22 protein-coding genes and 1 pseudogene are annotated in these 21,705 nt (G+C 64.8%); 13 read left to right on the top strand and 10 right to left on the bottom strand.

What is annotated here, in order from left to right; all coding sequences use genetic code 11:
* The first annotated feature begins 29 nt into the window (after positions 1 to 29).
* Entirely contained in the window at positions 30 to 290 is a 261-nt protein-coding gene (locus ACK6AU_RS23260; protein ID WP_409301649.1) for a hypothetical protein, read from the top strand.
* A gap of 47 nt (positions 291 to 337) precedes the next feature.
* On the opposite strand, the gene ACK6AU_RS23255 is transcribed toward ACK6AU_RS23260, so the two are convergent.
* Both ACK6AU_RS23255 and ACK6AU_RS23250 read right to left on the bottom strand, forming a co-directional pair.
* Positions 338 to 2,701: a DNA polymerase II gene (locus ACK6AU_RS23255; protein ID WP_409301647.1), complete on the bottom strand. Its 2,364-nt coding sequence runs from the start codon at positions 2,699 to 2,701 to the stop codon at positions 338 to 340.
* 195 nt (positions 2,702 to 2,896) lie between these two features.
* Positions 2,897 to 3,073 carry a hypothetical protein gene (locus tag ACK6AU_RS23250; RefSeq protein ID WP_409301645.1) on the bottom strand — a complete coding sequence of 59 codons (177 nt, stop codon included), beginning with the start codon at positions 3,071 to 3,073 and terminating at the stop codon, positions 2,897 to 2,899.
* Between the two features lie 199 nt (positions 3,074 to 3,272).
* Between ACK6AU_RS23250 and ACK6AU_RS23245 the strand changes: the two genes are divergently transcribed.
* The gene (locus ACK6AU_RS23245) at positions 3,273 to 3,602 is read left to right on the top strand and encodes a hypothetical protein (RefSeq protein ID WP_185700249.1); all 330 of its coding nucleotides are present in this window, start codon (positions 3,273 to 3,275) and stop codon (positions 3,600 to 3,602) included.
* Positions 3,603 to 3,882: 280 nt separating this feature from the next.
* On the top strand, positions 3,883 to 4,461 hold the full coding sequence (locus tag ACK6AU_RS23240) for a hypothetical protein (RefSeq protein ID WP_185700248.1): 579 nt from the start codon (positions 3,883 to 3,885) through the stop codon (positions 4,459 to 4,461).
* Between the two features lie 78 nt (positions 4,462 to 4,539).
* Here ACK6AU_RS23240 and ACK6AU_RS23235 read toward each other — a convergent pair whose 3' ends face one another.
* The 3 genes from ACK6AU_RS23235 to ACK6AU_RS23225 form a co-directional block, all read right to left on the bottom strand.
* Entirely contained in the window at positions 4,540 to 6,390 is a 1,851-nt protein-coding gene (locus ACK6AU_RS23235; protein ID WP_409301642.1) for an amidohydrolase, read from the bottom strand.
* Positions 6,391 to 6,418: 28 nt separating this feature from the next.
* Positions 6,419 to 6,997, bottom strand: coding sequence for an antibiotic biosynthesis monooxygenase (locus ACK6AU_RS23230; RefSeq protein ID WP_068586832.1), 579 nt, complete (start codon positions 6,995 to 6,997; stop codon positions 6,419 to 6,421).
* A gap of 97 nt (positions 6,998 to 7,094) precedes the next feature.
* Positions 7,095 to 7,736 (bottom strand): hydrolase, encoded by a 642-nt coding sequence (locus tag ACK6AU_RS23225; RefSeq protein WP_409301640.1) that lies wholly within the window; start codon positions 7,734 to 7,736, stop codon positions 7,095 to 7,097.
* Positions 7,737 to 7,894: 158 nt separating this feature from the next.
* Here ACK6AU_RS23225 and ACK6AU_RS23220 point away from each other — a divergent pair, with 158 nt between their 5' ends.
* The 6 genes and pseudogenes from ACK6AU_RS23220 (at position 7,895) to ACK6AU_RS23195 (ending at position 13,821) form a co-directional block, all read left to right on the top strand.
* On the top strand, positions 7,895 to 8,788 hold the full coding sequence (locus ACK6AU_RS23220) for a LysR substrate-binding domain-containing protein (RefSeq protein WP_409301638.1): 894 nt from the start codon (positions 7,895 to 7,897) through the stop codon (positions 8,786 to 8,788).
* A 76-nt stretch (positions 8,789 to 8,864) separates the two neighbouring features.
* Entirely contained in the window at positions 8,865 to 9,524 is a 660-nt protein-coding gene (locus tag ACK6AU_RS23215; protein WP_409301636.1) for a methyltransferase family protein, read from the top strand.
* Positions 9,525 to 10,147: 623 nt separating this feature from the next.
* Positions 10,148 to 11,512 carry a glutamine synthetase family protein gene (locus tag ACK6AU_RS23210; RefSeq protein ID WP_185700244.1) on the top strand — a complete coding sequence of 455 codons (1,365 nt, stop codon included), beginning with the start codon at positions 10,148 to 10,150 and terminating at the stop codon, positions 11,510 to 11,512.
* Between the two features lie 80 nt (positions 11,513 to 11,592).
* Positions 11,593 to 12,906, top strand: a complete 1,314-nt coding sequence (locus ACK6AU_RS23205) for an FAD-binding oxidoreductase (RefSeq protein ID WP_085596541.1) — start codon at positions 11,593 to 11,595, stop codon at positions 12,904 to 12,906.
* Positions 12,907 to 12,974: 68 nt separating this feature from the next.
* Positions 12,975 to 13,360: pseudogene (locus ACK6AU_RS23200) on the top strand (GFA family protein).
* Positions 13,357 to 13,821, top strand: coding sequence for a hypothetical protein (locus ACK6AU_RS23195; protein ID WP_409301633.1), 465 nt, complete (start codon positions 13,357 to 13,359; stop codon positions 13,819 to 13,821). The pseudogene ACK6AU_RS23200 and the gene ACK6AU_RS23195 overlap by 4 nt, the downstream one beginning before the upstream one ends.
* A gap of 141 nt (positions 13,822 to 13,962) precedes the next feature.
* On the opposite strand, the gene nadE is transcribed toward ACK6AU_RS23195, so the two are convergent.
* The 3 genes from nadE to ACK6AU_RS23180 are packed head-to-tail and all read right to left on the bottom strand — an operon-like array spanning position 13,963 to position 16,696.
* Positions 13,963 to 14,808 carry an ammonia-dependent NAD(+) synthetase gene (gene nadE, locus ACK6AU_RS23190; protein ID WP_409301631.1) on the bottom strand — a complete coding sequence of 282 codons (846 nt, stop codon included), beginning with the start codon at positions 14,806 to 14,808 and terminating at the stop codon, positions 13,963 to 13,965.
* Between the two features lies 1 nt (position 14,809).
* Positions 14,810 to 16,039 carry a nicotinate phosphoribosyltransferase gene (gene pncB, locus ACK6AU_RS23185; RefSeq protein ID WP_409301629.1) on the bottom strand — a complete coding sequence of 410 codons (1,230 nt, stop codon included), beginning with the start codon at positions 16,037 to 16,039 and terminating at the stop codon, positions 14,810 to 14,812.
* A gap of 9 nt (positions 16,040 to 16,048) precedes the next feature.
* Positions 16,049 to 16,696: a nicotinamidase gene (locus ACK6AU_RS23180; protein WP_409301627.1), complete on the bottom strand. Its 648-nt coding sequence runs from the start codon at positions 16,694 to 16,696 to the stop codon at positions 16,049 to 16,051.
* A gap of 184 nt (positions 16,697 to 16,880) precedes the next feature.
* Between ACK6AU_RS23180 and ACK6AU_RS23175 the strand changes: the two genes are divergently transcribed.
* The 3 genes from ACK6AU_RS23175 to ACK6AU_RS23165 are packed head-to-tail and all read left to right on the top strand — an operon-like array spanning position 16,881 to position 18,647.
* Entirely contained in the window at positions 16,881 to 17,426 is a 546-nt protein-coding gene (locus tag ACK6AU_RS23175; RefSeq protein WP_409301625.1) for an adenylyltransferase/cytidyltransferase family protein, read from the top strand.
* A gap of 1 nt (position 17,427) precedes the next feature.
* The gene (locus tag ACK6AU_RS23170) at positions 17,428 to 18,135 is read left to right on the top strand and encodes an NUDIX hydrolase (RefSeq protein WP_185700236.1); all 708 of its coding nucleotides are present in this window, start codon (positions 17,428 to 17,430) and stop codon (positions 18,133 to 18,135) included.
* Between the two features lie 5 nt (positions 18,136 to 18,140).
* Positions 18,141 to 18,647: an NUDIX hydrolase gene (locus ACK6AU_RS23165; protein ID WP_409301622.1), complete on the top strand. Its 507-nt coding sequence runs from the start codon at positions 18,141 to 18,143 to the stop codon at positions 18,645 to 18,647.
* Here ACK6AU_RS23165 and ACK6AU_RS23160 read toward each other — a convergent pair.
* Entirely contained in the window at positions 18,644 to 19,549 is a 906-nt protein-coding gene (locus tag ACK6AU_RS23160; RefSeq protein ID WP_185700234.1) for a LysR family transcriptional regulator, read from the bottom strand. The genes ACK6AU_RS23165 and ACK6AU_RS23160 overlap by 4 nt on opposite strands.
* Before the next feature lie 103 nt (positions 19,550 to 19,652).
* Here ACK6AU_RS23160 and ACK6AU_RS23155 point away from each other — a divergent pair, with 103 nt between their 5' ends.
* Positions 19,653 to 20,825 (top strand): aspartate aminotransferase family protein, encoded by a 1,173-nt coding sequence (locus ACK6AU_RS23155; protein ID WP_185700233.1) that lies wholly within the window; start codon positions 19,653 to 19,655, stop codon positions 20,823 to 20,825.
* Between the two features lie 81 nt (positions 20,826 to 20,906).
* On the opposite strand, the gene ACK6AU_RS23150 is transcribed toward ACK6AU_RS23155, so the two are convergent.
* Positions 20,907 to 21,443, bottom strand: a complete 537-nt coding sequence (locus tag ACK6AU_RS23150; RefSeq protein ID WP_124346432.1) for a DUF4174 domain-containing protein — start codon at positions 21,441 to 21,443, stop codon at positions 20,907 to 20,909.
* Positions 21,444 to 21,705 lie beyond the last annotated feature (262 nt).

Below are 21,705 nucleotides of genomic sequence, written 5' to 3'. Positions count from 1 at the left end.
ACGCATCGCCCCGGCGATAGGCCAGGGACTTGTCCGGTGCGGCCTGTGCCGAAGGCGTGCCACTGTCCGACGTCGCCTGCCCGGGCAACCTGGCGGTCGGTGCCGACCAGGACGGGCCGGTCTCCATCAACGGCAAGACGATGCAGAGCAGCGCCGAGGATGACCGGCATTTCCAGGCCAGGACCCCACAGGCCAGCCTGTCCATCAGTGTCGAGGACAACGAGTCGGTCACGGTGAAGTACAGCGCCAGGCACAGCCCCCACCTTGTGGGCGAAGCCATCGACGACTGACTCATTCACTGGCCGTTTTGACAGCTCGCAGGGGGTACCGGGTTCTCTCAGAACAAGCCCATCTGCCCGCCCACCAGGGTCGAGAAGTCATCCTGCACGAACGGCAGGATGGCGTCCGCCACTGGCTGCAACTGGCGCGTCAGGTAGTGCTCGTAGTCGATGGCGGCGCGGCGGTTCTCCAAGGGCTCGGGGCCGGCCAGGGTGATCACGTAGCTGATCCAGCCACCGCGCTGGTATTGCAACGGCCGGCCCTGTTCACGGTTGTAGTCATCGGCCAGGCGCGCCGCGCGGACATGGGGTGGGACGTTACGCTCGTAGTCGTCCAGGGGCCGGCGCAGGCGCTTGCGGTAGATCAGCAGATCGTCCTGTTGGCCAGCCAGGGTGCGCTGCACGTAGTCGCGCACATAGTCCTGGTAGGGCTGGCGGTGGAAGATCCGCCGATACAGCTCCTGCTGGAACTCCCGGGCCAGCGGCGACCAATCGGTACGGACGGTCTCCAGGCCCTTGTAGACCATCTCCTGGCTACCATCGGCGCGCTGTACCAGGCCGGCGTAGCGCTTCTTGCTGCCCTCCTCGGCGCCGCGGATGGTGGGCATCAGAAAGCGTTTGTAGTGGGTTTCGAACTGCAACTCCAAGGCGCTTTCCAGGCCGTACTGCTCGCGCAGGTGATCGCGCCACCACTGGTTGACATGGGCCACCAGGGCCCGGCCGATCTGCCCGGCGCGCTCCTCGTCGTGAGTGCTACCGAGCCAGACGAAGGTGGAGTCGGTATCGCCATAGATCACCTGGTGACCCTGGGCCTCGATCAACTGCCGGGTACGGGCCATGATCTCGTGCCCGCGCAAGGTGATGGACGAGGCCAGGCGCGGATCGAAGAAGCGGCAGCCACTGGAGCCCAGCACGCCGTAGAAGGCGTTCATGATGATCTTCAGGGCCTGGGACAGCGGCGCGTTGTGCTCGCGCTTGGCCGCTTCCCGGCCCTCGGCCACCCGCTGGACGATGGCCGGCAGGCAATGCCGGGTACGGGAGAAACGCGCCCCGCGAAAACCCGCCACCGAATGCTGTTCGTCACTCTGGCGCAGGCCTTCCACCAGGCCCACCGGGTCGATCAGGAAGCTGCGGATGATCGAGGGGTACAGGCTCTTGTAGTCCAGCACCAGCACCGATTCATAGAGGCCGGGCCGCGAATCCATGACGAACCCGCCGGGGCTGGCCTGGGGTGGCAGCTCGCCGAGATTGGGGGCGACGAAACCCTGGCGGTGCATCAGCGGCATGTACAGGTGGGTGAAGGCCGCCACCGAGCCGCCACTGCGATCGGCCGGCAAGCCGGTGACGGTGGCGCGCTCCAGGAGGAAGGTCAGCAGCTGGGTCTTGGCGAAGATTCGCGTCACCAATTCGCAGTCCTTGAGGTTGTAGCGGGCCAGGGCCGGCTTGTCCTCGACGAACATGCGGTTGATCTCGTCCATGCGCTGGTAGGGGTTGTCGATCGACTTGCCCTCGCCGAGCAGGGTCTGGGCGACGTTTTCCAGGCTGAAGGACGGGAAGCTCCAGGTGGCCGAGCGCAGGGCCTCGATGCCATCGATGATCAAGCGCCCCGCCGCCGAGGCGAAGTAATGGTTGTGGGTGGCGTGCTCGCGCCAGTGCATCTCCTCGCCCCCCCGGCCCAGGCGCAGCGGCACCGCCAGGCGCCGGGCATGCTCATGCAGCACTCGCAGGTCGAACTGCACCAGGTTCCAGCCGATGATCGCGTCGGGGTCGTGCTCGGCCAACCACTGGTTGAGCTTCTCCAGCAATTGCTCGCGGCTGGCGCAGAACTCGAGGTCGAAGTCCACCGCGCTGTCGTCGGCGCGGGGCTTGCCGAGCATGTATACCTGGCGCTGGCCACAGCCCTCCAGGGCAATGGAATACAACTCGCCGCGCTCGCTGGTCTCGATATCCAGGGACACCAGGCGCAGCTGCGGGCGGTAGTCGGCGGCGGGTTTCATCTGCGCGTCCAGCAGCAGCAGCCCGTCCGGCCCCGGTTGGCCATTGAACTCGACCGGCGCGGTGATGAAGCGCTCCATCAGGTAGCGCTCCGGCGGGCGGATATCGGCTTCGAACACCTCGACCCCGGCCCGACGCAGCGTCTTGTCCAGGCGGATCAACTGGTTGTGCTGCGGGCAATACAACCCCAGTACCGGGCGCTGGTGAAAATCACGCAGTTGCAGGGGGCGCAGCTCGACATCCGAATCGTCGGCCAGCAGGCGCTCGGCCTGGGGCCGCTGCACGGCCGGGATGAACGCCACGGAGGTCTGCAGCGGCAAGCGGAGATGGCGCGGGCCCTGGTCGGTAGCCAGCCAGAATTCGACTTCCGTGCCCGCTGGCGTATCGCGCCAGTGTCGCGTCAGGACGAAGCCTTGTTGTACATCCACCGTTGCAACCTCAGAGCCGATTCAAGGCGCCGATTCTACCTGTCCCGGCCTTGCTTGGGGGCCTGGATGATGGCGTTACGGCTTTTGTCGGACAATATGTAGTGCTTGAAAATTTTCACTACAAAACCGTTGACGAGCGAATTGCGCCCTTGCATGATGCAGGCGTCCCCCTGATCGGGGGATGAGGCAAAGGTGTCATGAGCAAGCTCGTCTGACCGCCGAGCTGTCGACCCGGATGTGTACTGCCCACAAGGCAGATTGATGAAACTGACCTGGCATTGACCGTCCGCGATTCGACGGGAAAGCCGGCGAGAACTCTTCAAGATGCTTGTGGCCGATGGTGGGAATGTCGGCAGCTTCATCCAGGTTCATGCTGCTTTTCTATCGTTGTGACGCTCTGTGCGTAGCAGTTGATCAAGGTGACTACACACATCAGGCTCTGGGCCTTATCTGTATCCGACAGACACCCTCTGTCGCCCTGTTTCCGGTATCAGGGTTCAACTTACCGAAGTAGCAAGATGAATTAGCGAAACAACTTAGATAGATCGATGAATGGTCAAGGGGGCTACAAATGAATCTTAACAACCAACCCACTATTGATGAATTGGCACGTATGTTCGCCGCACGTAAAGACAGCCATGACAGCCACATCCTGTGGATTGCCAAGTCGGGCCAAGTGCATATCGACTGCCTGTCGCCCCATAGCCATGAAGCAGAGTTCGACCGTAACAACCAAGAGCTGGCGGCCCGCCTGAAGATGTATCGCCGCGGCCAGGGCTACGTCGGCAAGAAAGCCGCCGCCGACAAGGACTTCATCGGCCGGGTCCTGGAGACCCTGAAGACCGAATGGCAATCGTTGCGCGGCAACTCGGAAGTTCGGGTCATCGATCGGTTTTGTTGAGACAAGTTTCATCTCGATATGAAACAACAGGGGGCGCTGAACTTTCAGCGCCCCTTTTTATTGGCCGCAATTAATCCGAACAACATCTTCCAACTCACTCATCGCGGTTCATGAACACGATCACCCGGCAACTGGACAGCCTGATGGCTAATTAGTAGCATCGCCCCGCTCAAATCGGCCAGGCGGTTGGCAAAGAGGGCTGCCGTATTCACTGAAGCCTTGATGTCACCACCAGGCACGATATTCGAAAGCCAAGTCGAACCTTAAAAAAGGACTTTGTGTGACTGATCGCAGCGGTGTCTTGCGTTACATCATTGAACAGTATTACTCAGGAAGTATTGAAACTGCCTGCTCCCGTACCGGGTACAGCATCAAGCAGATCGAGAACTGGTGCTCAGGCCAATGCCAGCCCCAGCACCTCACCGTCGAGTACTTCATTCAATGCGCCTTCACGCCTGAATTCCAGTCGGTGATCGAATTCGCCGAGTTCAAGCCGGATCAACCGGTGATGAAGCAGTTGAAGGTCCTGTTCAAAGGACACGAAGACCGGGCCGGCATCTATGCGTTCTATGACTCGATGGCCAACCTCATCTATCTCGGCAAAGCCACCAACCTACTCAATGAAACCTATTCGGCCATACGCCGGGATGTGCACATCCAGTTCCCCGCGGGCATCAAGAAGAAGCCCGAGAAACGCTATGAACTGGTGCGCTACATTTCTGCCTACGATGTCGGCAGCTCAGAATGGCGAGACTTTCCAAAGCATGTCGAGTCCCTGATCCTGCGCATTTCCAAGCCAATCCTGAACAAGAACATCGGTCATATCGAACAGGCGTATGCCGCGCCTGGTGAAGGCTGAAACACTTGCCTCCCGCGAATGTCCAGCCAGCAGGCGACAGCACGCCGCAGCGTCCTGCCGCCCTTTTATCGGCTGGGTTCAAAAGGCAAAGCACGAGCAGCCAAACGCGCCCCAGAAGCCCTGGAAATCGCTGACCGGCACCTTGGCCAGGCGAGCCCGCTCGTGCCCGTGGGCATGCACCGCGCAAGGACCGCTGCACTGGTGCAACTGAGCCGACAACGGCGCGGCAGGCTTCCAGTGCCCTGGCACCTTGGCCACCGGCGACCAGTCCGGCGTCACGGGCAAGCTGGGTGGCGCCAGCGAGTGGAAGTCGCCGGCAGCGTGCACCACCTTGCCGTCCACCACCGTCAGCAGCGATTCGATCCACTTGATCGCTTCTTCCTCGACGCTGAAGTAGTCCGCCGACAGGGCCACCAGGTCCGCCAGTTGCCCGACCTTGAGCTGGCCTTTCTTGCCCTGCTCCGAGGAAAACCAGGCGCTGCCGTGGGTATACAGCTCCAGTGCGGTATCGCGGTCCAGGCCCTGGGGGTACAACGCCAGGCCACCGACGGTCTTGCCACTGACCATCCAGTACAACGAGGTCCAGGGGTTGTAGCTCGAGACCCGGGTGGCATCGGTACCGGCGCCCACTGGAATGCCTTCGGCGAGCATGCGCTGGATCGGCGGGGTCATCTCGGCCGCCTTGGCGCCATAGCGGTCGACGAAGTACTCGCCCTGGAAGGCCATGCGGTCCTGGATCGCGATGCCACCGCCCAGGGCCCGGACCCGCTCGATATTGCGCGGGCTGATGGTCTCGGCATGGTCGAAGAACCAGGGCAAGCCGTTGAAGGGGATATCGCGGTCGACCTTTTCGAAAACATCGAGCATGCGCGAAATGGACTCGTCATAGGTCGCATGCAAGCGGAACGGCCAGCGCTGCTCCACCAGATGGCGAACCACCGGTTCCAACTCCTGCTCCATGTCCTGGGGCAGATCGGGGCGCGGCTCGAGGAAGTCCTCGAAATCGGCGGCGGAGAACACCAGCATCTCCCCTGCCCCGTTGTGCCGCAGGAAGTCATCGCCCTGGCCGTAGCGCACGCTGCCGGTCCAGTTCTTGAAGTCCGCCAGTTCTTGCTTGGGTTTCTGGGTGAACAGGTTGTAGGCGATGCGCACCGTCAATTGCTGCTGGGCCGCCAGTTGCTCGATCACCTGGTAGTCGTCCGGGTAGTTCTGGAAGCCGCCACCCGCATCGATGGCACTGGTGACCCCAAGGCGATTGAGCTCGCGCATGAACTGGCGGGTGGAGTTGACCTGGTACTCCAGGGGCAGCTTGGGCCCCTTGGCCAGGGTGGCGTAGAGGATCATCGCGTTGGGCCGGGCGATCAGCATGCCGGTGGGGTTGCCGTTGCCATCGCGGACGATCTCGCCGCCGGGCGGGTTCGGCGTGTTGCGATCGTAGCCCACCACCCGCAGCGCGGCGCGGTTGAGCAAGGCGCGGTCATACAGGTGCAGGACGAATACCGGGGTATCCGGTGCCGCCTGGTTCAACTCTTCCAGGCTCGGCAGGCGTCTTTCGGCGAACTGGAATTCGTTCCAGCCGCCCACCACCCGCACCCACTGCGGCGCCGGGGTGCGCTGGGCCTGCTCCTTGAGCAGGCGCAGGGCATCGGCCAGCGATGGCACGCCTTCCCAGCGCAGCTCCAGGTTGTAGTTGAGGCCACCGCGGATCAGGTGCAGGTGCGAATCGTTGAGCCCGGGGATCACCGTACGCCCCTTGAGGTCGATGACCTGGGTGGTGCTGCCGCGCAAGGCCATGGCCTGGGCATCGTCGCCCACGGCGATGAAGCGCCCGTCCTTGATCGCCACGGCCGTGGCCCGGGGGTTGGCCCGGTCCACAGTGTGCAGGCGGCCGTTGAACAGGATCAGATCGGCAATTGCGTTGTGGTTCATGGCATGGCTCCGATTGAGGCGAAAAGGTTCAGGCCGCGCCGCGCGGTTGCAGCCAGCGGCTGAACAGGCGGGTGACCCGAGGCATGAAAACGTAGACCACCAGCAGCACGATGCTCAGGGTGATCAGCACATTGGCCTGCACGTAACCGCCGAGCCAGGGCAGCCAGGCGAACAGCGGCTTCCACAGCTGTGGCACCAGGAAGGTCAGCGGCAGGATCACCAGGAAGGTCACGCAGGCTTGCTTCCAGCGCGGCGGCGGGGCCGGCGCGGCGCTGTCCTGGGGGGTGAACCAGAACTCGCGCTCGACATTGACCTCGGTCTGGTCGCCATCGGCCAGCAGGTGCTGGGCCTGTTGCACCAGTTGCCGACGGTCGTCGGAGTCCAGCCAGTCTTGCAACTGCTCGGTGCTGGCAAAGCGCAGCACGCTGGTGAAGAGCCCGAGGCCGCCGCTGTGGCCGCGCACCACATCGATCCCCAGGTGCCCCGGATAACTGCGGGCCTTGGCGATGATCTGGCGCAGCCAGGTCTCATAGGCCTGCTCCTGCCCCTTCTTGATGCGGTGGCGCACCAGCAGGGTGACCACGCCGTCGGTAAGTTCAATATTCATCTGCGACTCCGCACTGCCAGCACATTGAGCGACCAGCAGGGGCGCGCCCTGCTGCACGATATCCAGCGAGTGCCCGGGGGCACCGCCTGGCGAGCCATTACAGCCGGCGCTGCCCAGCCTTGTGCACCATGCTGTAGGCATAGTCGACACCCATGCCATAGGCACCGCTGTGCTCCAGCACCAGGGCCATGACCGCGTCGTAGGTATCCTTGCGGGCCCAGTCGCGCTGGTACTCGAGCAGCACCTGCTGCCAGGTCACCGGCACCGCGCCGGCCTGGACCATGCGCTGCACCGCCATGTCGTGGGCTTCCTGGCTGGTGCCGCCGGAGGCATCGGTGACGATGTACACCTCATAGCCCTCGGCCAGCGCCTCCAGGGCCGGGAAGGTCAGGCAGACCTCGGTCCACAGCGCCGCCATCACCAGTTTCTTGCGCCCGGTGGCCTGCACGGCCGCCACCAGGTGGCGATCCTCCCAGGAATTCATCGAGGTCCGTTCGATGGGCTGTTGCTCGGGCAACACTGCCAGCAGCTCCGGCCAGATGTAGCCGCTGAAACTCTCGGTCTCCACCGAGGTGAGGATGCTCGGTACGTTGAAGATCCTGGCGGCCTTGGCCAGGGCCACGGTGTTGTTCTTCAGGGCCTGGCGGTCGATCGATTGCACGCCGAAAGCCATCTGCGGCTGGTGGTCGATCAGGATCAGGGCCGAGTTGTTCGGGGTGAGCAATTCACGAATGGACATGGCGCGTTCCTTTTGCAGTCAGAGTGAGGGGCGAACATGACCGGCTGATGGCGCTGAAGACGCCCTGTGGGGCCGGCTTGGTGGTTAATCTAGGTTCTGGCTGAAACAGGAACAATTCCCTAAAATCGAGAATCATTGATTCTAAAACAGGGACAATCATGGATCGTATCGAATGCATGCGCGCCTTCGTCACCACTGTCGACGAAAGCGGTTTTGCCGCTGCGGCGCGGGCCATGGACGTGCCCCGCTCCAAGGTCAGCAAACAGATCCAGGCCCTGGAGGAAAGCCTCGGTGTGCAACTGCTGCAACGCACCACCCGCAGCCTGCACTTAACCGAGACCGGCGCCGAATACTACGAGTCCGCTCGCGAAGTGCTGGCAGCGGTGGACGAGGCCGAGCAGCGAGCCCGGGACGGTAGCGCCGAGCTGCGCGGAGTCTTGCGGGTCAATGCGCCGATGTCTTTCGGCCTGCGCCGGCTCGGGCCACTGGTGCCGCTGTTCCATGAATTGCATCCGCTGATCGAGTTGCAACTGGTGCTCAGCGACCAGCAAGTGGACCCGGTACGCGGCGGCTTCGACGTGACCCTGCGGATCGCCAGCCTGGCGGATTCCTCCCTGGTGGCCCGCCAATTGGCGCCGGTGCCACGGATCATGGTGGCCTCCCCCGCCTACCTGGAACGCGCCGGCGTGCCGCTCCAGCCCAAGGACCTGGTCAGCCACCGGTTTCTCGGCTACGGCTACCTGCAAAGTGGCGTCAGCCTGCAGTTGAGCCATGGCAGCGATACCCAGCGGGTGCATGTGACCGGCCCCCTGCATGCCAACAATGGCGACCTGCTGGCCCAGGCGGCGGAGGCTGGAATGGGGATCGCCCTGTTGCCGGACTTCATCGTCGAAGAGGCCCTGGAGACAGGACGCCTGGTGCCGGTGCTGTGCCAGTGGCAGGCGCCGCCCATCAGCATCAACGTGGTCTACCCTTCGGCCCGGCGAGTGCCGCAGAAGACCCGGGCCTTCATCGACTTCCTGGTGAGCCGGCTGGCCCAGCCCAGCGCCTGAACCGGACCAACGCACACCTGGCCGAGCCAGCACGCTCCTACACTCAAGGGAGATTCCTGATGCTAGTGCGGTCATCATGCAAATCTCTCCTCGACTGGCCCTCTCCAGCCTGCTGGGTGCCCTGGCCTACCTGAGCCTGGCGATCTGGGGCATGGGCGGTTTCGCCGCCTTCTTCGGCCATCCGCAGTTGACCCTGATCACCCTCGCCACCCTGCTGATGGTGGTCGCTTCGCTGTACAGCGAGGTCAACCTCAGCAGCGGCGAACAGGAAGACCGGGACAATCGCTGGGTGCTGCCGGTGTTCGGCCTGATCGGCCTGGCGAGCAGCTTCCTGCCGGCCTATTGCGATCGCCTGGAGCTCTGGACCTTCGGCGGCGAGGCCCTGCGCTGGCTCGGCGCACTGCTGTTCATCGCCGGTGGTGCCCTGCGCCTGTGGCCGGTGTTCATCCTCGGCCGACGCTTCAGCGGCTTGGTGGCGATCCAGCCCGATCACCACCTGGTGACCGACGGCCTGTATCGCCACTTGCGCAACCCCAGCTACCTCGGCTTGCTGATCAACGCGGTGGGTTGGGCCCTGGCCTTTCGTTCCGGGCTGGGGCTGTTGTTGGCGGTGCTGACCCTGGTGCCGCTGATTGCCCGGATCCACGCCGAGGAAGCGCTGCTACGCAAGCATTTCGGCCAGTCCTACGAGGACTACTGCGCCCGTAGCTGGCGCTTGTTGCCCGGCCTCTACTGAAATGCCGTAAAAAAAATTAGACATCTCTGCCACGACCAACGCCGCGCTCTAGCCCGGGACTTGGCAGCGGTTCCATGGCGGCTTGCCGGGGCTGACGAGCCCCACTCCCCCCTTACATTGGCCAAAGGATTCTTGCAGTATGGGTTCGCCTCGGGGCTTGCTGCCCCTGAGACCCCCGGAAGAATAAGCACAACGAACTCGACAGCGAGATCACCGGCCGATGTCCCTCACGAACCCGTACCACGGATTCGCCCGCCCCGCCCCCACGGCTTGCAGCCAGGGTCGCACGGGCATGGCCGTCGCACAGGGCTCGCTACCTGTTCGCCACCTTCGCCACTTCGCCCATCCCCCTCATGAGGTCCATGAGGGTCGCGCCGCCGTCATCGGTTATTACCTGCTGGACAGGTCCTGCCCATGAAGCTCCTGGTCAACCTGCCCATGGCCTTGTGCCGTTCCCGCCTGCGCCACTCCTCACGTCCTCCGGATCACTCGCTGCTGGCCTGATCGCACAACGTTGCGCATCACCCTCCAGATCTGTTTTGCGTCCCTGCGAACGCCCCATGCGTGGTGTCGTCGCAGGACCTGAAAACCTGTGCGCCCTGAAGGCGCAAGCGAGAACCCGCATGCATTTTGCCGCCCCCGAAGAGGCCCGTGATTTCCTGGCCGCCAACCCCGATATCGACATGATCGAGCTGTTCATCCTCGACGCCAACGGCGTGCCCCGAGGCAAGCTGCTGCACCGCGAGGAACTGCTGGCGGTGTATGAGAGCGGCCGCCCCCTGCCCAGCACCATCCTCGGCCTGACCCTCAATGGCGACGACGTGGAGAACTCCGGACTGGTGTGGGATGTGGGCGATATCGACTGCCGTGCCTACCCGCTGGCGGGCAGCCTGGTGCGCCTGCCCTGGCGCCAGATCCCCACCGCCGCGGTGCAAGTCAGCATGCACCCGCAGGAAGGCCAGCCGGCCAACATCGCCGACCCGCGCCACCTGTTGATCAAGGTCATCGACCGGCTCAAGGCCGACGGCTACCACCCGGTGATGGCCTGCGAACTGGAGTTCTACCTGCTGGACGCCCGGCGCGACGGCCATGGTCGCCCTCAACCGGCGCTGGATGCCGACGGCGGCCGACCGCGCACCACCCAGGTCTATGGCCTGCGTGAGCTGGAGCAGATCGAGCCCTTCCTCGCCGACCTCTATGCCGCCTGCAAGCTGCAGGGGATTCCGGCGCGCACGGCGATTTCCGAGTACGCCCCAGGCCAGGTGGAGATCACCCTGGAACATGGCGATGCCCTCGCCGCCATGGACCAGGCCGTGCGCTACAAGCGCCTGGTCAAGGCCGTGGCCCACCAGCATGGAATGCAGGCCACCTTCATGGCCAAGCCCTTCGACCACCTGGCCGGCACCGGCATGCACATGCACGTGAGCATCGCCGATGCCGCCGGCCACAACCTGTTCGCCGCCCAGGACCCGGCCGGCACCCCGCTGCTGCGCCATGCGGTGGGCGGCATGCTCGCCTCGCTGCTGGACTCGTTGCTGCTGTTCTGTCCCAACGCCAACTCCTACCGGCGCTTCCAGGCCAACAGCTATGCGCCGCTGGCCCCCACCTGGGGCGTCGACAACCGCACCGTGAGCCTGCGGGTTCCGGGCGGTCCGGCCAATAGCCGGCACATCGAACATCGCATTTGCGGCGCCGATGCCAACCCTTACCTGGCCGCCGCGGCGATCCTCGCCGCGGTCCATCGAGGCCTGGACGAACGACTCGACCCGGGTGATCCGGTGCAGGGCAACGGTTATGCCCAGGCCAAGGAACTGCTGCCCACCGACTGGCTGACCGCGCTCACCGCCCTGGAGCGCTCGACCTGGGCCCGCGAGGCCCTGGGCGACGAATTCCTCGGGGTGTACCTGGCGGTCAAGCGCGCCGAGTACCGCCAGTTCATGGCCGAGGTCGGCGAGCAGGACTGGCGCTGGTACCTGACCCAGGCCTGAGCCCCCCTGCTGGCAACCCGACTTGCTGACCGCTGCCTACCGGCAGCGGCCCGGTTCATTCTTTTGCGAGGAGTTCCCCCATGACCGCCGCCTTCGATCCGCGGACCCCGGCAGCCGAGCGCTGCCCCAGCTACTACAGCGCCACCCTCAACCAGGAAACCCGGTACCCGACCCTGCAAGGCAGCCAGCAGGTGGACGTGGTGATCATCGGTGGCGGCTTCACCGGCGTTGCCAGCGCCGTGGAGCTGGCCGAGCGCGGCCTGAAAGTGGCCATCGTCGAGAGCCACAAGATCGGCTGGGGCGCCAGCGGGCGCAACGGTGGCCAGGTCACCGGCAGCCTGTCCGGCGATGCCGCCATGCGCAAGCAGATGCGCCGCAGCCTGGGCGACGAGGTGGATGACTTCATCTGGCACCTGCGCTGGCGCGGGCACCAGATCATCCGCCAGCGGGTAGAGAAATACGCCATTGCCTGCGACCTCAAGCACGGCCACCTGCATGCCGCCTACAAGCCTGGGCACCTGGCCGAGTTGCGCGCCGCCTACGATGAAGCGGTGGAACGTGGCATGGGCGACGAGGTCAGCCTGCTGGACCGCGAACAGGTCCGCGGCCTGCTGGAAAGCGATCTCTACCACGGCGCGATCAAGAACACCCGCAACCTGCACCTGCACCCGCTGAACCTGTGCATCGGCGAGGCCCGTGCCGCCGAAAGCCTCGGCGCGCTGATCTTCGAACACAGCCCGGTGCTGGAGATCGTCCATGGCCCGCAGCCGGCGGTGGTCACCGCCCAGGGCCGCATCGAGGCCCGCCAGGTGCTGCTGGCCGGCGACGTCTACCACAAACTCGAGCCCGGGCAACTCAAGGGCAAGATCTTCCCGGCCATGGGCGGCATCGTCACCACCGAACCCCTGGGCGACCTGGCCCGGCGCCTGAACCCCGAGGACCTGGCGGTGTACGACTGCCGCTTCGTCCTCGACTACTACCGGATGACCGCCGACGGCCGCCTGCTGTTCGGCGGCGGCGCCAACTACAGCGGCAAGGATTCGCGGGATATCGCCGGCGAACTGCGACCGTGCATCGAGCGTACCTTCCCGGCGCTCAAGGGCGTGGCCATCGACTTCCAGTGGAGCTGTGCCATGGGCATCGTGATCAACCGCATTCCGCAACTGGGCAAGCTCTCGGACAACGTCTGGTACTGCCAGGGCTACTCCGGGCATGGCGTGGCCACCAGCCACATCATGGGCGAGATCATGGCCGAAGCCCTGACCGGCCACCTGGGCCGCTATGACACCTTCGCCGCCTGCCAGCACATCCGCGTGCCGTTCGGCGACCAGCTGGGCAACCCGATGCTGGCCGCCGGCATGTGGTACTACCAGATGCTGGAAAAACTGCGCTGAAGCCAGTTGGAGGGCATGCTAGATTCGCCCTCCAGCCACTACGGCACACACCCTGGAGAGAGACCAGCATGAGCGCAGAGATGTACCAGGGCGGCTGCCTGTGCGGGCAGATTCGCTTCCAAGCCCAGGGGCCTGCCGCCAATCCCCATACCTGCTCGTGCAAGCTGTGCCAGCGCCATAGCGGCGCCTTGACCCTGGCCTGGGTCGAGTTCCCCCGCGAGCGAGTGCGCTGGACGGGCCCGGGCGGCGCCCCTAGTACGTTCAGGTCGTCGGACTATTCCAGCCGGGCGTTCTGCGCCCAGTGCGGCAGCTCCCTGGGCGCCATCACGACGCACCCACGGTCGCCCTCCTGCTGGGGACGTTCGACAGCAACAACCGCAAGGCCCTGATGCCCACCCACCACTCCTACAAGAGCCAGCGACCGCGCTGGTGGCACGCCGGAGAAACGCCATGAACCCAGGCAGCGGCCACGAAAAACTGGCGACGAATATCTGGACCTGGTACGGCCAGGACCGGTACCGCTGGCTCATCCTCCTGGGCGAACTGGGACCGGCCCTGGAGTTCCTGGCCATGGATGCGGACCGGCAACGGGTGGAGATCGGTTGCTGTGCGGAATGCAACCTGTGGTCCGATCAGCTGGATTACCTGGAGCGTTTCGTGCGGGATTTCCCGGCGCGGCTGGACCCGGCCCTGCACCAGCACCTGCAAGCCTTGCTGACGGCCTGTGAAGGGCTGAGCCCGGAAGCCTACGGCATGACCCTGGAGGACAATGGTTTCGAACACCGGCAATGGCAGCCATTGCGCCAGGCGGCCCAGCAAGCGCTGGAGGACCTGGGCTGGCCCGAGGCAAGGGAGCACATGCCCGGGCTGGTCGCCGATTGCCGTGCGGCCCTGGACAAGTGGCGCGATGGTTGAAACCGCCTGTAGCCGCTGCCGCAGGCTGCGCATGGCTCGGCACGAGCCACATCTGGGATATCCGCGATTGGCCTGATGTACCCATCGCCAGGCTTGGCGGGCGCTGCGCACCCGGTCGCAGTCTCGCCCGCTCGACAGCGGCTACAGAGGCTGGGTACGCGGAGCCGGAGTGCGGGGCAAGGCGCGCTTGTGGGCGGTGCGCTGATAGGCGTTTTCGATCAGTTGGCGCACGGTGTCGGATACCGGCTGGCCCATCAGGTAGGCGTCGATTTCCTCGTAGCTGCAACCATAAGCGTCCTCGTCGAGCTTGCCCGGCGCCAGTTCCTCCAGGTCGGCAGTGGGCGCCTTGCGCACCAGGTGCCCGGGGGCGCCAAGGGCATCGGCCAGCAGCCGCACCTGGGTCTTGGTCAGGCTCGACAACGGCGCCAGGTCGCAAGCGCCGTCGCCGTACTTGGTGAAGAAACCCATCAACGCCTCGGCGCCATGATCGGTGCCCACCACCAGGCCATTGCTCAGGTTGGCCACCGCGTACTGGGCCAGCATCCGGGCCCGGGCCTTGACATTGCCCTTGGTGAAATCCGTGAGGGCCGCCGAAGGTTGCAGGCCGTCGAGCTGCACCTCACGCATCAGGCCATCGACGCTGTCGGCGATATTGCAGGTGCTGATCTCATCGGGACGGATGAACGCCAGGGACGCCTGGGCGTCCTGTTCATCCGCCTGGTGGCGATACGGCAGGCGCATGGCGATGAAACGCACCTCATGGCCGGCCTCGCGCATCTGCTCCACCGCCAGTTGGCACAGGCGCCCGGCCACCAGGGAATCAACGCCGCCGCTGATGCCCAGCACCAGGCTGTGGCAACCGGAGTCACCCAGGACCTGCTGGATGAATGCCACGCGGCGGGCAATCTCGGCAGGCTCGCCACCAGCGACCAGTTGCCGGTCGATGCCCAGTTCCCGGGCGATACGTTCTTGGGTCGGATGGGTCATGTCAGGCCTCCAGGGGCGAGTGGGCAAGATCGACGTTGAATACCTGCGCCGCATAGCGAAGGAAGGAGGGGTCTTCACAGACGTTCTTCACCGGGTCGTCGGAGAACTTCACCACCGGCTCGCCATGCACCCGCACCAGCTTCATCACGATGCTCAGCGGCTCCACGCCCTCCACATCGCAGGCCAGGCTGGTGCCCATGCCAAAACCGAAGCGAGCCTGGCCGCGCACATGACGCAGGATCGGCAGGCATTTCTCGAAGTTCAGGCCATCGGAGAACATCAGGTCCTTGCTCCGCGGATCGATGCCCAGTTCCCGGTAGCGGGCCAGGACCTTGTCGGCCCAGGCCAGCGGGTCACCGGAATCCTGGCGCAGGCCGTCATACAGCTTGGCGAAATACAGGTCGAAGTCCTTGAGGAAGAAGTCGGTGCTGATGCAGTCGGTCAAGGCAATGCCCAGGCGTCCGCGATATTCATGCACCCAGTTCTCCAGCGCGGCGTTCTGGCTTTCCCGCAGCCGTCCCAGTTGCTGGTGCACCATCAGCCACTGGTGGGCCATGGTGCCGATCAGCGGCAGGTCGAACTCGTAGGCCAGGTGCGCATTGCTGGTGCCGACGAACACCCCGGGAAAATCACTGTGCATGATCTTCACCACTTCACGCTGGGCCTTGAACGACAGGCGCCGGCGGGTGGAGAAGTCCGAGACCCGCAGCTCGGCCAGCTCTTCGCGGCTGGCGTTTTTCTCCAGCCATTCGAACTTCTGGTAGAGCCGGCGGGTGACGTCCGCCAGTTCGACATCCGGGTATTTGTCGCGATTGCGCAGCTCGCTGACCATCGCCAGCACCGGTTGCTCGAACATGATGCAGTGCAACATCGGGCCACGGACGCGGATGCTCAACTGACCATCGATGGCGGCCACATGGATGTAGCGCAGGTTGAAGCGGAACAGCCCGAGGAACTGTTCGAAATCAGGGGTCAGGTATTCGCGAAAACGCTTGTTGAACAAAAAGCGCTGCTCGCCTTCGCGCATCTGCAGATCGGCCAGTTTCTCCAGCTCCTGGCGGATCTCGGGGATCAGGTGCACCAGGGACTCCTTGGAGCGAACGATGAACTGGTACTCGACCTCGACATTGGGGTGCTGGTGCAGCACCGCCTGCATCATGGTGAAGGTGTAGTAGTCGGTGTCCAGCAGGCTCTGGATCACGCCGTTGTCGCGGTCAAATGCACTTTCCATGGTGACTCCTCAAACGCTGGCCAGGCTGGCGGTTTCTTCGCGGGTCGCGGCTATCGCGATACCGGCTTGCTGCATGTCGGCGATGGCCTGGGTGGCGCCCTCGGCGCTGATGGCCCGGCACGCAGGCAGGTGGATGATCACCTTGAAACCGGCGGCGGCCAGTTGCAGGGCGGTGGTCTTGACGCAGAAGTCCAGGGCCAGGCCGCCAACGATGACCCGTTGCACGCCCTGGCTCTTGAGGTACTCGATGACCCCGGTGGACAGCTTGCCGTGCAGGTCGTGGTAGCAGGCGCCATAGGGGTGCAGGTCCGGCTCCACGCCCTTCCATACGAAGTAGTCGTAGTCATAGGGGCTGGGCAATTCGTCCAGCAGGGTGAAGCCCTCGGTGCCTGGAACGCAGTGGCTGACCCAGGTCAGGTCGGCGTGTTCCAGGCCGGTGGGCTGGAGCATCTGCGCGTGCCCGGCCACCACCCAGGGCGCCTGGGGACTGTGGGCGTCCTTGCTGCCAACGCGCAGGCTGGCCAGGGTCGCCATGAAGTTGAGCTCGCCACCGATGCGGTCGCCCTCGGCCACCGGCAACTCGTCCGGGCACATTGGGGTGAAGCTCTTTTGCGCATCGACATCGAAAGAAGCGGTCTTCATCGTTTGGCTGTTCATGCTGGGTCTCTCCTCTGCATGGAGCACAAAGTACACGTCATGTACTTTTATGACAATCCCCCCTGCTTCAGTTTTTTTCAGTCTCGCCAAATCGATGATAAGTTTAATGACAGCCTCAAACAGCAGTTGCAGCAGGACAAAGCGGTGCTAAAGTACACGTCGTGTACCTATTGAGGATAAACCGATGTTCGAACTGGCCCTGTATGGCGGCGCTTTCAATCCGCCCCACGCCGGACATGCCCAAGTGATGCTCGAGGCCGCGCGCCACGCCCGGCGCGTCCTGGTGGTGCCCAGCTTCCGCCACCCCGATGGCAAGCGCATGACCGATTTCGAGCAACGCGCGCTCTGGTTGCAGGCCATCACCACGCACCTGCAAGCACAATGCCCGGCCGAGCTGGCGGTGAGCCGCCTGGAGCGAACACTGGCGCTGGCCGATCCCGGCCCGGTGTACAGCATCACCCTGCTCGAGCGCCTGGCCGACGACCTGGCCCTGGAGGGCAAGCGCATCGCCCTGGTGGTCGGTGAGGATGTGGCGCGGCAGTTGCCCAGGTTCCATCGCGGCCAGGAGTTGCTGCAGCGCTTTTCCATCCTGCGCATCGAGGAACAGCCCGGCGTGCGCAGCACCGTCCTGCGCCAATGCCTGGCTCGTGGCGAAACACCACCCAGCCAGTGGCTGGCTCCGGGGATGAATCCGCTAAACTATGGCCTCTACGCCGTCCACGGAAGTTGATATGCACGACCGCCCCACCCTCGCCAACGCCTACCTGCACACCATCGACCTGTGCCTGTTGCGCTACAACCGTGACAGCGGCGAACTGGACATCCTCCTGCACCAGCGGGACAGCGAGCCCTTCGCCGGGCACTGGGCACTGCCCGGGATCGTGGTCAACGGCGATGTCGAGGACCGCAGCCTGAACGACGCAGTGGAACGCTTGCGCCGCTCGAGCAAGGTGGACATGCCCCTGGCCTGGCTGGAACAGGTGGGCACGGTGGGCGATGCCTTTCGCGATCCGCGCTGCTGGTCGTCCTCGACCTTCTACCTGGGGATCGCCAGCGAACCCGTGCAGCCTGGCCCGCAGCAAGGTTTCTTCGGCTTGCGGCAGGTGGCCAGCGGCGCCTTCAAGCTGCCCTTCGACCACAACAGCCTGGTGGCCCAGGCCCATGAACGGCTGCTGTCCAAGTCCCTGTACAGTAGCCTGCCGCTGATGTTCCTCGGCAACGAATTCAGTGCCCCCGAGGCCGTGGCGATCTTTTCCACCGTGCTGCAGCGCCCGGTGCTCAAGACCAGCATCCGCCAACGCCTGCTGAAGATGAGCGAAGCCGGCTACCTGCGCGACACCGGGCGCAAAAAGAGCGGCGATGGCGGCCGCCCCCAGGCGACCCTGGACAACCTCAAACCCGAGCAGGTGTACCTGTTCGATCGCTGCTTCCTGGAGTGACCCACATGAGTTCGAACCCCGATAACCAGTGCCTGCTGCAAACCCCCTATTTCAGGGTGGTCCGTGAGCAGGGCTACTTCATCATCAAGGAGGCCCAGGCAGTGAACGGCGTGGTCGCCGTACCGACCCTGGCCGATGGCCGGCTGATGCTGGTCGACCTCAGGCGCCGGGCCATCGGCGGCCAGTCCATCGAGTTTCCACGGGGGGCCATCGATGCCGGCGAAAGCCCCTGCGACGCCGCCGCCCGCGAGTTGCTGGAGGAAACCGGCTGGCAGGCATCGCAGGTGCGCCAGCTGGGACTGCTGCACAGCAATACCTCGCTGATCGCCAGTGCCGTTGCCGTGTGCCAGGTGGAAATCGCCGAGCAGCAGGCCGGCGCCACCGATGGCGAAGTGGACAAGGTGCTGTGGGTCAGCCGCCAGGAACTGCTGGCGATGATCGCCGCCGGGCGCATCACCGACGGCCATACCCTGTCGGCGGCGATGATGCTGCTGGCCCACGAGGCGAGCTAGGGCCGCCCCCACTTCTCCAGGGCGAACTCGACGAAACTGCGCAGCTTGGGCAACCGGTAGCGGTCCTGGGCATAGAGCAGGTGCATCGCCCGCAGCGGCAGCTGGTAGTCCTGCAACACGGCCACCAGCCGCCCCTGGCGCAAGTCTTCCTCCACCAGCGCATCGGGCATCATCACGATCCCCAACCCGCCCCGCGCCGCGCGATGCAGGCCGGAGGAGGTGTTGGCCAGCAATGAACCGGACACGGGTATCAGCACATCCCCCTCGGGCCCGTGCAAGGGCCACTGGGTCGCGGTGGAACTCCACTCGTCTCCCGCCGGAAAGGCGAAGGCCAGGCAGTTGTGCTGCGCCAGGTCCTCGGGCACCTGCGGCGTGCCATGGCGTTCCAGGTATTGCGGGGCGGCGCAGATGGTCAGGGTGTAGTCCTGCAGCGGCCGGGCGATCAGCGCGTTGGTGTCCAGGTTACCCAGGCGGATGGCCACGTCGAAGGCCCCGTCGGTGAGGTCGAAGCGCTGGTTGGCCAGGTTCAGCTCAACCTTGACCTCGGGGCAGCGCTGGCGGAATTCACTCAGGGCCGGCGCCAGGCGCTCGGTGCCGAACGTCACCGGCGCGGTGATGCGCAAGGTCCCGGACGGCGTGCCCTGGGCCTGCTCCGCCAAGTGCTCGGAGTCGGCCACCAGGCCCAGCACCGCCAGGCAACGCTGGTAGTACTCGGTGCCGAACTCGGTCGGTCGCTGGCGGCGGGTGGTGCGGTGGAGCAGGCGCACCCCCAGGCGTTGCTCCAGGGCCCGCAGGTGATTGCCCACCATGGTGGTGGACAGGCCGCACTCCCGGGCGGCAGCGGTCATGTTCCCCGCTTCCACCACCTTGACGTACACCGACATCGCCTGGAACAGATCCATTATCAAGTCCCGCTTCAAGATCATTAAAGATCTACCGAGTTTATCTAGCCTGACTGGCTAACGATACTGGCGACACCCCCACCCGTGATGGAAGTGAACCGCCATGAGCGCCGCCTTGATGAGTACCTACCAGCCTTTGTCCCTGAACTTCAGCAAGGGCCTGGGCACCCGCCTCTGGGACCAGGCCGGCCGCGAGTACCTGGACGCCATCGCCGGCGTGGCCGTGACCGGTGTCGGCCATTCCCACCCGCGCCTGGTCAGCGCCATCAGCGAGCAGGCCGGACTGCTGCTGCATACCTCCAACCTGTACAGCATCGACTGGCAGCAGCGACTGGCCGGCCGGCTGACGGCGCTGGCCGGCATGGACCGGGCGTTCTTCAACAACTCCGGAGCCGAGGCCAACGAGACCGCGCTGAAGCTGGCGCGCCTGCATGGTTGGTACAAGGGCATCGAGCAACCGCTGGTGGTGGTGATGGAGAACGCCTTCCACGGCCGCACCCTGGGCACCCTGTCGGCCAGCGACGGGCCGGCGGTACGCCTGGGCTACGGACAACTGCCCGGGGATTACCTCAAGGTGCCCTTCGGTGACCTGGCGGCCCTGGAACAGGCGGCCAGCCGCCATGGCGCACGCATCTGCGCGGTGCTGCTGGAACCGATCCAGGGCGAAAGCGGCATCCAGCTGGCACCAGCGGGTTACCTGAAGGCGCTGCGCGAGCTGTGCTCCCGGCGCAACTGGCTGTTGATGCTCGACGAGATCCAGAGCGGTATCGGTCGCACCGGCCGCTGGTTCGCCTGCCAGCACGAAGGCGTGGTGCCGGACGTGATGACCCTGGCCAAGGGCCTGGGCAACGGCATTCCCATCGGCGCTTGCCTGGCCCGGGGCAAGGCCGCGCAGCTGTTCACCCCCGGCAGCCATGGCAGCACCTTCGGCGGCAATCCCCTGGCCTGCCGGGTGGCCTGCACGGTCTTGGAGATCATCGAGGAACAGGGCCTGCTGGCCAACGCCGAACGCCAGGGAGCGTTGCTGCTCAAGCTGTTGCGCGAGGAACTGTCGGGGCATCGGCAGGTGCTGGAGATTCGTGGCCTGGGCTTGATGATTGGCATCGAACTGCGGCATCCGGCGCCGGACCTGGTGCAGGCTGCCGCCCGGGATCATGGGCTGCTGATCAACGTCACCCGGGGCAAGACCATCCGCCTGCTACCACCGCTGGTGATCGATGAGGACGAGGTACGGACGATCGTCCAGGCATTGCGCCAGTTGCTGGATCGCCCTTGAGCGCCTGCGGGAAACATCCCGCTGCGCGGAGCAATGCCGGGGGCTAGCGCAGCCAGCTCCCGGCAGCTCCCGAAAGCATGCTCAGTCGTCCAGGGCCTGGGGCGCCGCCGCGGGCTTGGCCTGCTTGCCGGCCTTGGCATTGGCCGGCTTGGCCTGGGGTTCCGGCGCCGGGGCCGGGGCGGCCGCCTGCTTCTCGGCCGCCGGCAATTGGTCGATGGCGCTGAACACGTCCTTGAGTTCGATGGCCCCGGAATGCTCCAGTTTCTTCTCCCCATCCTTGCCCACCAGGATCACCTTGGTCTGGGCGCCGGCACCCAGCTTGAGGCTGCGGATCAGGGCCATGGTGGATTGCGGGTCGATGTCCTTGCCATCGCGCTGGCCGATGGTATTGAGCACCGTGTACAGGACCATGTTGCGCTCGTTGAAGGCCTGGCGATTGGCCGGTTCCTCCAGGGACTTCTTCAAGCTCACCAGGGTCGGGTCGACGCTGCTGGGGGCGATCACGATCAATGGCCGTGATTTGCCCAGGTCCTGGGTCAGTGGGCCATCGTTGTCGGCAGCCAGGACGGGGCCTGCGACAGCGAGCAGAGTTGCGAGGGTCAATGACCGAATGAACATGCGTCTCTCCTTATATTTTCCACGCAGTAATGATTGCGCATTGCGGGAAAAGGTCCAGGCCGCTACTCAAAATCTGATATTTTTTTGGCCGCTCGCCCACGCTTGCCTACAGGCTTCCCACGGGTCGCGCAAATCAAGGAACCCGGCGATCCGGCAAGCCCCTGGAGCCAGGCTGCGCGGTTAGTTCTTGTTGCATATTGGCAGGCTGGTGGTGACAGGGAAGCCACTCGGCCCATTAACTTTCATGCTCCACACCTGACCG

This window comes from Pseudomonas sp. KCJK8993, assembly GCF_046230915.1.
In the GTDB taxonomy this organism is placed as follows: Bacteria; Pseudomonadota; Gammaproteobacteria; order Pseudomonadales; family Pseudomonadaceae; genus Aquipseudomonas; species Aquipseudomonas piscis.
Note: the sequence above shows the minus strand (reverse complement) of the source record. Positions and strands in the feature narration are given on the sequence as shown.